Consider the following 7,449-nt stretch of genomic DNA (forward strand, 5'->3'; position numbering starts at 1 on the left):
TTGTGCCGTGCCACCAGCGATGGTGAGGGTGGGTAGACACCTCTAGTCGCGCCAGACGGGTGGGCGCTTCGCCAGGAAAGCCGCCATCCCTTCCCTGGCACCGGGAAGTTGAGCGGCGGCGGCCATGACTTCCAGAGCGAGGGTGTAGGCATCCGCTTCGGGGCGGTCGATTTGGCGATAGAGGGTGCGTTTACCGAGTGCTTTGCTGGCCCGGCTGCCGCGGGTAGCGCGGGCGAGCAACTCGTCCACTGCGGTATCCAGGTCGGCGTCGGGCACGGCTCGGTTGATCAGACCCCATTGTTCGGCGGTGCGGGCATCGATCGGGTCGCCGGTGAGAGCCAGTTCCATCAGTCGTTTACGGCCCACGGCGCGGGCCACCGGCACCGCGGGGGTGTGGCAGAACCAGCCACCCTTGCCGCCGGGGAGCGCGAAACCGGCCGATTCGGCGGCGACGGCCAGATCGCATGAGGCCACCAGTTGGCAGCCGGCGGCCGTGGCCAGACCGTGCACCCGGGCGATCACCACCTGCGGCACCGACTGGATGGTCGACATGAGCTCGGTGCACAGCGTGAGCAGTTCCCGCACGCCGAGCAGGTCGCGCGCGGCGACGTCGGCGAAGTCGTGTCCCGCGGAGAACACCGGACCGTGCGCTCCGAGCACGATCCCGGTGGCGTCGGTCTCACCGGCGGCCCGGAACGAGGCGAGCAGTTCGGCGAGATGCTCGCCCGACAGCGCGTTGCGCCGCTCCGGCCGGTTCATGGTGATGCGCACCGTGTCGCCGTCCCGCACGACCAGCAAATGCCGATACTCCAAAGCGGTCATATCTCCACCGTAGAACGCGACGACACGTCATGTCGCGATCGCCGGTGGTAGGCGTTCGAGCACCGGACCGCGCCGCGCGAAATGGGACGGCACCCATGGCCGACTCTGCGGAACGTCGACCGAATCGCAGACGCGGGCTTTCCGCCTGGCATGGCTGGTTACGATCGGCAGCAGCCGCAACCGTACCGGTCCGGCACTGCTCTGAAGACCAGGCCGGCTCGCGGCTGTAGTCAGTCGCCGACGGACGAGGGGCGTGACCTCACAGGACGGTGAGGTCACGCCGGGAGCCGCGCCATCGGTCAGCCGCAACAAGTGGCGCCAGAGGCGATCGCTTCCTTCTTCGCCGTCGGGGTGCAGCACGCACCTTCGGCGGCGGCTTCCGCCGTCGTACCACAGCAAGCCTGAACCGCCTCGGCCTCGGCGGGCGTGGCCGCGCCGGTGAGTGCTGGTGCGGTGCCGAAGGTCTCACTGTCGGCCAGTACGGTGTAGACCTCCCAGCGTTCGTCGTTCGGGCCGGTGACCCAGACCTTGTCTTGGGTGGCGAAGCAGCAGGTCGTGGCGATCTGTTCTTCGGTGAACAGCCCCGCCTGCGACAGGCGGGCGATCTCCGCGTGCACCCGGTCGGAGCTTTCGACTTCGACGCCCAGATGGTTGAGGCCGCCGCCGTGGCCGGGGTTCTCGATCAGCACGAGTTTCAACGGCGGCTCGGCGATGGCGAAGTTGGCGTAGCCGGGCTTGCGCTTGGCGGGCTCGGTCCGGAACAGGGTCGAGTAGAACCGCACGGCCTGGTCGATGTCGTCGACGTCGAGGGCGAGCTGGATACGGGACATGACTACCTCCACTTGTGTGACATATATCGAAGAACCGGTTCGACGCCGAGTCTGCCACCTTTTCGACATATGTCAATGCAGCCGGTATGGTCGATCGCATGCCCAAGACGCTGCCCTTGATCGACATGTCCGCCCCGGTCTGCTGCCCGCCGGTCGCCGCCGGACCGGTCGACGACGACGCCGCGCTGGAAGTGGCGCTGCGGCTGAAAGCGATCGCCGACCCGGCGCGGGTGAAACTGCTGTCGCTGCTGTTGACCAGCGCGCCGGGCCAGGAGAACGGCGGCGACCTGGCCGCCGCGGTCGGGTTGTCGGAGTCGACGGTCAGCCACCACCTCGGCCAACTCCGCAAGGCCGGGCTCGTGGAATCCGAGCGACGTGGCATGAACACCTTCCACCGCGCCCGCCGCGACGCCCTCGCGGCATTGTGCGTGGTGCTGGACCCCAACTGCTGCCGCTGACCCGTGCGACCCGGGGCGGATCGCGTTCTCAGGCAGAGTTGGTGAAGCGGGTGGTCACCCTATGGCCTGCTGCATGGCGACTCCGTCGACGTAGGAGTGCTTCTCCTTGACCGCGCCGTCTTCGATCAGGACATAGTCCGCGAGATCGACGTGAACCTGCTTGCCGGTCGCGGAGGTTCCGGTCAGCTGCCACTGCACCACCCAGAAGTCCTCCCCGACACGCAGCGATACCAAGTGGAAGGTCAGGTCGGGAACCAGGGCGAAGGTCCCCGCCGCAGCCTCGCGGATGGCGCGCCTGCCTCGTGCGGGCTCCTGGCCCGAGTGCAGGTGGAAAACCGAGTCGACGGTGTGGAGTTCGGCGATTCGGGCCGGGTCGCGGTCCACCCAGCAGGCGTGGTAGCGCTCGAACAGTTCGCGCGTAGCAGTGGTCATGATGGTGGTCTCCGGTACTCCGTCGTGCGGACCATGTCACCTCAGTGTCGTCGGCGGCTGCCCGTCGCGGCGACAGGCGCATGCCTCCACTTCACCCACTTTCGTTGTGCCCACGCACAATGCACGCTAGTTTGACGGCAGTGACCCAGGACACCCGTCTCGCGCACCCGCGCCTGCTCCGCGAGCTGCGGGCGGACCTGGCTGCGATCTCCGAGATGATCACGGCGAGAATCGAACACGATGAGAAGGACTACGGCGACGCCGTCCTCGCTCACCACGAATTGGCCACGCTCGTCACCGACAGTCTCGCGGCATTGCTGGACGCGATCGCCGGCAGCCGGTACTCGCTCGAACCCGCGCACCGGGCCGGACGCCTCAAAGCCGAGCGAGGCATTCCGCTGGACAGTTTGCTGCACGCGTTCCGCGTCGCGGGCATGGCGTTCTGGGAGGTCATCGTCGAACGCGCTCGGCCCGACGACCGTTCCGCGCTGCCCCAGCTGTCCACCCGGGTATGGGCCACTGTCGACGAGTACTCCGTCGCGGCCGCCGACATCTATCGGCGCGTCGCGTTCACCGGGGGCGATCACCCCGATCAACGGCTGTTGCGAGCACTGCTCGATCCCGACCTCCCACCCGCGCAGCGCGAGGACTTGGGCACACGGATGCGGCTGCCCGCCCGAGGCACGTTCGTCATCCTGGTCGGCGACATTCGCTTGGCCGCGGCCGGAGTGACCACCGTGCGGACGCTGCTCGCCGACGACCGCGTCACCCTCGCCGCCGCGCACTCGCCGCTTTCGCTCGTCCAGGCACTCCACGGCGCGGCCACGCGCGCCGGCGCCAGTAGACCGTTCACCGACCTGGTCTCCGCCCCTGCCGCACTCGACCAGGCGCGCCTCGCGTTCCGGTGTCTGAGCCCCACGGACACCGAAATCCACACCTACGCTTCGTCGCCGGCGCGTGCTTTGATCGCGGCCCAACCCGCGCTTGCCGCCGACCTCTTCGCCGAGACGCTCACCGCATTAGACCGACTCCACCCCAGTGACGCCGCCGCTCTGGTGCAGACGGCTCTGGCCTGGTACGAGCTCGGCGGTTCGACATCGGCGGTGGGGGAGCGCCTGCACCTGCACCGCAACACGGTCTTGCACCGTCTCAAACGGATAGAGCGGCTCACCGGTTCAGCATTCACGGTGCCCGCCGATGCGGCGCTATTGTATCTGGCGCTGCAAGCACGGTTGCTCCGGGCACCGGGCGACCCGTGCTGACGGCAACGCTTCTCACCTTGCACGTCCGCGCGAAGGACGCACGATCAGCCGGATCGCCCGCTACGTCGCGGACGCCGCGATCGTCGGCTCAGTCAGCCGCTCGGTGAATGTCGAACACCGCGCAGAGGCCGTGTCACTGCTCCGGCACTTTCCGCCGGGTGGGTGACGTCCGCGCCGACCCGCGCGGGTCGGCGCGCGAGCGGTCCTCGTCACCCGCGCAGTCATCGGCCCAGCGGAGAAGCGCTCGGTAGAGCCAGAATTGGGCGGCTCCGGAGGTGGTGGCACCGGTGATCTCGGTGGTCAGCGTCCAATAACGGTGGATACCGTGGTGGTTGTCGGTGGCGTTGTCGAGGAGCCTGCGGCGCAGGCGTGGGGTGTCGCGTTCGCCTCGTGCGGTGGCGTGCGCCTCGATGAACCGGTCGAGTTCGGGGCCGGGACCGGGGCGGCGGTGTGCGGCGACGAGCGGATCCACGGTTTCGCAGACTTCGGCAACCGCCGTCACCAGTGCGCATTTGTCGCGAATTCCCCTGGGGTCTGTTCGCCACAGTTGACCTGCCATCGCGACGCTCAATGCGGGATCGGTGACGCGAGCTACGAGTTCGGCGTACGCCACGAGATGCTCGGGCGGCGGATCGGTCGGCAGGTGCGGAAGGTTCATCGCGACGAATCCGTCGAATATCGCCGTCGGCAGGGGAGCCAGCAGTCGCCGCCAGAACGCGATGAGACGGTCCTGCGCGTGGCGACGGTCCTGCACAGCGGCAAGCCATTCCAGCCGAGCGGCGTGTTGGGTGGGTGCCGCGTCCTCGACAGCGCGCAGCGACGCCCGCCGCCAGGCCAGCACGCCGAGTTCGGTGTCCAGCGCCGCCCGCTCGGCGGCGACCGCGTCGGTGATCGACGTGCGGCCGGCGAGGACGTCGACGATCGCCGGCAGTCCCAGGCCGAGCGCACGGAGTCGGCGCAGCAGCAGTACCCGGTCCACCGCGGTCGCCGGATCGAACAATCGGTGCCCGCCGGAGCTACGCCGTGACTCCAGAATCCCTTCGTCGCAATAGAAGCGGAGCGTACGGACGGGCACGCCGGTCGAGCGCGACAGGTCCCCGATGCCGACCAGGCCGTCACGGTGTGTGTTCTCGGTCACGATCGCTGGAACCTCCACCCCGGTGGAGTTCCTACCGTACTGGAACACCCACCAGGACAAGGAGTGACACCGATGACCGAGCACACGACGATGAACACCGAGCAGATCTGGCGGGCAGTTGCCGCGGAGCGGGCCGGTCTGGCCGAGCTGTTGGCGCGACTGCCCGAAGAAGACTGGGACCGCCCTTCGCTGTGCGCGGGCTGGCGTGTGCGTGAGGTAGTCGCGCACGTGGTGCTGTCGGCGCGCGCCGATATCGGCTGGATCCTCGTCAATCTGATCCGCGCCCGCGGCAGTCTGCACCGGGCCATCCGCGACACCGCTGTTCGCCACGCCGAGCGTCGCACGACCGGGCAGTTGCTCGGCGAGCTGCGCGACAGCATCGACGCGCGCGTCACGGTCATCGGCACGACACCGGCGGATCGGCTGATGGATCTGCTGGTGCACGGCCAAGACATCGCGCTGCCGCTCGGCATCTCCCGGCAGATGCCGGGCCCCGCCGCCCGGACCGCGATCGACCGAATCTGGACGACAGGCGCACCGTTCCACGCTCGCCGGAGGTTCGCCGGTTACCGCCTTGTCGCCAGCGACATCGATTGGGCGGCGGGCGAGGGAGCGGTCATCACCGGCCCGATCGCCGCCCTCCTACTGGTCGTGACCGGTCGCCGGGAAGGGTGGGACCGGCTCACCGGCGACGGGGCGGCCTCGGCGGCGGAACATGATCGAGTGTGATCACGGTCGGACCCGATAGCTGAACCGATGCTCCCGGACCCGACAGCGCCGGGGCGGGGAGCATCCGGCCGGACCGGAAGCAGGCGTGGCGGTTGCTCGGGCGACGCGGAGGCCGTCACCGCAGCCGGTGCCGAGCAAACGACAACCACGGGAAGCGAATTCGTGCAGCGCGAGTCAGAGAAGTTCTTCGAAAGTACGTTCGAACCCCAGCGCGCCGCGGCCGTCGGCCACCTGACGGTCGAGAAGGTTTTTCAAAGGCGCGACGAAATCGAGGGCGACATTCGCGTCCCGACTGGCGCGGTTGATCGCGTCGAGCGCGGCTTTGTGAAAGGCGATCGATTGGACGGGGTCGGCATAGGCGGCGGCGTCGATGACAGCGCCCTGATGCGGCAGCGACTCGGTCATCGCGGTGACCCACGCGGCGGCGCGCCGACCGAATTCGGCGGCGGAGACGCCGACGGAGCGCATCATGGCCGCACCGTGCAGGAAACCGCCGAACATGGCGTACATGGTGGCGAGCAGGGCGAAGTCGTAGGTCGAGGCCAAGCCCGCGTCGTCGCCGAAAAATTCTGCGGCGGAGAGGAATTCCAGGGTTTCGCGGTGCGCGTCGAAGATTGCCCGCGAGCCGCTGTAGAGGATCGCGGCGCCGGGCAGGCCGATCATCGGTGGCACCGCCATGATCCCGCCGTCCAGGTAGTCGCAGTCGAGTCCGGCCGCCCACGTGGCCAGTTCGCGCGCCTCGCCCGGGGCGGTGCTGGTCAGGTTGATCAGTTGCCGTCCGGCCAGTCGCTCGGCCACTGGGTCGAGGGTGGCGTGCACCGACGCGTGGTCGAGCAGGACGGCGATGATCGGACCGCCGGCCTCGATCGCCTCGGCGAGCGTCGCGGCCCGGACGGCTCCGGCGGCGAGGAGTTCGGCATCCTTCCCCTGGGTGCGGTTCCAGACGGTCGTCGGCACGCCGGCCTTCAGGAATGTCGCGGCAAGTGCGCGGCCCATCGCACCGAGGCCCAGGATGGTCACGGGGGTCTTCGTGGTCTCCGCCATGGCGGAATCAACTCCTTGGGGTAGAGGAACGTCCTGGTCAGCGCGCTGGGACCAAGATTGCTCGCTGCCCGGCAAGGAGGCAAGTACCTACTATTTTGTCCGGTACTTACCTATTGGTTGGTGAACAGGTGGAGAGGGTGGCGATGGGCGCGAAACGATCAGGGCCGTACTTCTGCGGCATCGACGCCGCGATGGATGTCGTCGGCGGCAAGTGGAAGGCGCTGATCCTGTGGGAGCTGGAGAACCATGGCGTACGGCGCTTCGGTGAGTTGCGCAAGGGACTGCCGGGGGTCTCGGAGAAGATGCTGATCCAGCAACTGCGCGAGCTGGAAGAGGACGGCATCGTCAGCCGGACCGTATACCGCGAAGTGCCGCCGCGGGTGGAATACCGGCTGACCGAGATCGGGGTGGCGCTCAACGCCGCACTGGAACCGCTGGGCGCCTGGGGACGCGCCCGGATCGATCGGATCGGGGCGGGACGCGTGCATCCCCAGCCGTGAGTGAATCCTTCAAAAGTGAATGTTTCACTCGGGCAACATCGTTGAGCGGAAGATCAAGCTACTAGTTGGTAACTTTAGTTACCTTTGTGCATCCGTCGTGTAATTGACGCATAACCGGGCCCGTCGTATGTTCCACGTCACAACTTTGGCAAGATGTGGGTGGCGGCGCGGATGTCGGATGATGGGTATGACCTACGGGTCTTGCTGACGCGGGCGCTCCGCCGAATTCAGGAG

Annotated in this window: 9 protein-coding genes; 4 read left to right on the forward strand and 5 right to left on the reverse strand. The window is 68.0% G+C overall.

From position 1 onward, the window contains the following. Positions 1 to 42: 42 nt before the first annotated feature. Both QMG86_RS15820 and QMG86_RS15825 read right to left on the reverse strand, forming a co-directional pair. Complete coding sequence (locus QMG86_RS15820; RefSeq protein ID WP_281880409.1) at positions 43 to 822, reverse strand: enoyl-CoA hydratase-related protein; 780 nt, start codon at positions 820 to 822, stop codon at positions 43 to 45. A 299-nt stretch (positions 823 to 1,121) separates the two neighbouring features. Next, positions 1,122 to 1,652 carry an ArsI/CadI family heavy metal resistance metalloenzyme gene (locus QMG86_RS15825; RefSeq protein WP_281880410.1) on the reverse strand — a complete coding sequence of 177 codons (531 nt, stop codon included), beginning with the start codon at positions 1,650 to 1,652 and terminating at the stop codon, positions 1,122 to 1,124. Positions 1,653 to 1,750: 98 nt separating this feature from the next. Between QMG86_RS15825 and QMG86_RS15830 the strand changes: the two genes are divergently transcribed. Then, positions 1,751 to 2,110 carry an Rv2640c family ArsR-like transcriptional regulator gene (locus tag QMG86_RS15830; RefSeq protein WP_281880413.1) on the forward strand — a complete coding sequence of 120 codons (360 nt, stop codon included), beginning with the start codon at positions 1,751 to 1,753 and terminating at the stop codon, positions 2,108 to 2,110. A gap of 54 nt (positions 2,111 to 2,164) precedes the next feature. Here QMG86_RS15830 and QMG86_RS15835 read toward each other — a convergent pair whose 3' ends face one another. Then, the gene (locus tag QMG86_RS15835; RefSeq protein ID WP_281880415.1) at positions 2,165 to 2,542 is read right to left on the reverse strand and encodes an ester cyclase; all 378 of its coding nucleotides are present in this window, start codon (positions 2,540 to 2,542) and stop codon (positions 2,165 to 2,167) included. 140 nt (positions 2,543 to 2,682) lie between these two features. Here QMG86_RS15835 and QMG86_RS15840 point away from each other — a divergent pair, with 140 nt between their 5' ends. Beyond that, positions 2,683 to 3,804, forward strand: a complete 1,122-nt coding sequence (locus tag QMG86_RS15840; protein WP_281880417.1) for a PucR family transcriptional regulator — start codon at positions 2,683 to 2,685, stop codon at positions 3,802 to 3,804. A gap of 133 nt (positions 3,805 to 3,937) precedes the next feature. On the opposite strand, the gene QMG86_RS15845 is transcribed toward QMG86_RS15840, so the two are convergent. Next, positions 3,938 to 4,942: a MerR family transcriptional regulator gene (locus QMG86_RS15845; RefSeq protein WP_281880419.1), complete on the reverse strand. Its 1,005-nt coding sequence runs from the start codon at positions 4,940 to 4,942 to the stop codon at positions 3,938 to 3,940. A gap of 72 nt (positions 4,943 to 5,014) precedes the next feature. On the opposite strand from QMG86_RS15845, the gene QMG86_RS15850 reads away from it, so the two are divergent. Next, positions 5,015 to 5,671 carry a maleylpyruvate isomerase family mycothiol-dependent enzyme gene (locus tag QMG86_RS15850; RefSeq protein ID WP_281880421.1) on the forward strand — a complete coding sequence of 219 codons (657 nt, stop codon included), beginning with the start codon at positions 5,015 to 5,017 and terminating at the stop codon, positions 5,669 to 5,671. A 174-nt stretch (positions 5,672 to 5,845) separates the two neighbouring features. Here the strand turns inward: QMG86_RS15850 and QMG86_RS15855 are convergent, their stop codons facing one another. After that, a complete protein-coding gene (locus QMG86_RS15855; protein WP_281880422.1) occupies positions 5,846 to 6,715 on the reverse strand; it encodes an NAD(P)-dependent oxidoreductase in 870 nt (289 codons plus the stop codon). A 143-nt stretch (positions 6,716 to 6,858) separates the two neighbouring features. Between QMG86_RS15855 and QMG86_RS15860 the strand changes: the two genes are divergently transcribed. After that, positions 6,859 to 7,215, forward strand: coding sequence for a winged helix-turn-helix transcriptional regulator (locus tag QMG86_RS15860; RefSeq protein WP_281880980.1), 357 nt, complete (start codon positions 6,859 to 6,861; stop codon positions 7,213 to 7,215). Positions 7,216 to 7,449: the final 234 nt, after the last annotated feature.

Origin of the sequence: Nocardia sputorum, assembly GCF_027924405.1 — a bacterium.
Lineage (GTDB): Bacteria > Actinomycetota > Actinomycetes > Mycobacteriales > Mycobacteriaceae > Nocardia > Nocardia sputorum.

Bases quoted from the DNA above. Each gene is read 5' to 3' on its own strand.
- QMG86_RS15820 (WP_281880409.1), bottom strand. From the start codon at position 822: ATGACCGCTTTGGAGTATCGGCATTTGCTGGTCGTGCGGGACGGCGAC.
- QMG86_RS15825 (WP_281880410.1), bottom strand. From the start codon at position 1,652: ATGTCCCGTATCCAGCTCGCCCTCGACGTCGACGACATCGACCAGGCC.
- QMG86_RS15830 (WP_281880413.1), top strand. From the start codon at position 1,751: ATGCCCAAGACGCTGCCCTTGATCGACATGTCCGCCCCGGTCTGCTGC.
- QMG86_RS15835 (WP_281880415.1), bottom strand. From the start codon at position 2,542: ATGACCACTGCTACGCGCGAACTGTTCGAGCGCTACCACGCCTGCTGG.
- QMG86_RS15850 (WP_281880421.1), top strand. From the start codon at position 5,015: ATGACCGAGCACACGACGATGAACACCGAGCAGATCTGGCGGGCAGTT.
- QMG86_RS15855 (WP_281880422.1), bottom strand. From the start codon at position 6,715: ATGGCGGAGACCACGAAGACCCCCGTGACCATCCTGGGCCTCGGTGCG.
- QMG86_RS15860 (WP_281880980.1), top strand. From the start codon at position 6,859: ATGGGCGCGAAACGATCAGGGCCGTACTTCTGCGGCATCGACGCCGCG.